The following is a 1834-nucleotide window of genomic DNA, read 5'->3' on the forward strand; positions in this document are numbered from 1 at the left end:
CCTCCCTAAATATTTTTGTACAGTAGTGCCAAATATCACTCAATCCGAGCGGTTTCGGCAACTATTCGATTAGGTTTCTCAACAGGATCCAAAGCCAGTGGACATCAATCCACATCAAATCTCATCGATTTGTGCGGTTTACAGGCAAAAATGGGTACGACAAATAAAACGTCTTGCTTGCGCTATGACGGCCTTCAGTAAAACCCACTCCTCCTGCGGCAGCAAACCTCCCATGTCTAACAGGATCATCCGCTCAAGGCGGCGTCCTCAATTCCTTCGTTCTGCCTGTCCACAGTTGGGTGCCGCGGATGCTCCGTTGCGGGATCGTTGTCCCATGGTATGACTCTTTGCGGCTACCGGCTCTGTATTTGTTGAGCTTGCATTCCTGTTCTCCGGCGCCATTGAACTGGCGGACGCTTCCCGGTTACAGGTTTTTTTGTTAGGCTGCCGCCAACTCCGGGCGGATGATGTCCGTCCTCAGCTTCTGCGGATCATAATCCACACCGCGCTTGAGAATAGCATAAAATACCCGAATCAGCTTACAGCTTGCTGCGACGATGGCCTGCTTGCCCTTGAGCGGATTCTTTTCCCGGGTTCTGAAGTACTGATACACTTCCCGGAACTCGGCATTGTTCTGAATCATGGGTAGCATAACCTGAAACAGAATCTTCCTCAGCCTTTTTCTGCCTCGCTTGCTGATGGAGCTTCTGCCGCGATGCTTACCGGAACTGTTTTCTTTCAATTCCAGTCCGGCCAGCTTCTGAATCTGCTTCGGTGAGTCGAAGCGCCGTATGTCGCCCACCTCGGACAGAAATCCAGCTACTGTGATGAGACCTACTCCCTTAATGGAGAGCAGCTTCTCTGCATACGGTACTTTCAGCGTTTCCGCCTCCAGCACCGCCGTGACCCTTTCCAACTGTGCCTCTTTGGCCCTGTAATCCTCCAGGAGCAGTTGCACTTCCATGCGGGCGCATGCGCCACCGTCGAGGCCAATGCTGTTTTGTGCAGCTCCTACCAGGGTCTGTGCCCTCTTCATGCCGACTGCACGCAACTTCTTGTCCCGCCAGAGGCGATTGATACCCTCTGCTCCCAGCTTTACCACGTCCTTCGGCAATGGTGCTGTTTCCAGCAGCGTCAAGCCGCTTTCTGCGGAGAAGTTCTTATAGACTGTGAGGTACTCTGGAAAATATATCTTAAGCCAGCGTTTGATCCGGTTCGTGGCAGCGTTCAGCTCCTTCACGATCCGATCCCGGCTTGAGACCGCTTCCCGCAAATCTGCGTAGATTCCCTCTGGGAGATACGGATAGCTATACCGACCATCCACTACCAGCTTTGCGATTGTTTTCGGATCTTTCTGATCCGTCTTCTTGGGACTATTGTCATCCAATTCCTTGATTTGCTTTACATGATACGGATTGACAAGAGTCAGGCTGATGTGTTGCTGATTCAAGTACCGGGCGAGGTTGAACCAGTAATGTCCTGTGGGCTCACACCCCACAATGATCTGCTCAGCGGATGTGATGGTTCGATACCTTCCCAGATACTCCAGAAAGCCCTGGAACCCTTCCAGGCTGTTGCTGAAATGAAATGCCTTCTTGGACAACTCTTGCCCACGCCAGTTAAACGCTCGGGCAAAATTCGTTTCGCTACCGATATCCACACCCACAACTAAAGTTTTCTCTGTAACTTGTGCAATCTTGATATTCTGTGTATAATCCATGGTGAACCTCCGGTTTGATTGGGTTGTTACATCCGCCAAGATGCATCTCAATCTTATCGTGAGGTTCTTCTTTTTTCAATTGGCGCGTTTTACGAGTTACAGGAATGCTCCGTT

Annotated in this window: 1 protein-coding gene; it reads right to left on the bottom strand. The window is 50.8% G+C overall.

Features of this window, described 5'->3' with window-relative positions; all coding sequences use genetic code 11:
• Positions 1-439: 439 nt before the first annotated feature.
• Complete coding sequence (locus JQM68_RS13525) at positions 440-1720, bottom strand: IS110 family RNA-guided transposase (protein WP_235223545.1); 1281 nt, start codon at positions 1718-1720, stop codon at positions 440-442.
• Positions 1721-1834: the final 114 nt, after the last annotated feature.

Origin of the sequence: Oscillibacter valericigenes (assembly GCF_021531435.1) — a bacterium.
Lineage (GTDB): Bacteria > Bacillota > Clostridia > Oscillospirales > Oscillospiraceae > Oscillibacter > Oscillibacter valericigenes_B.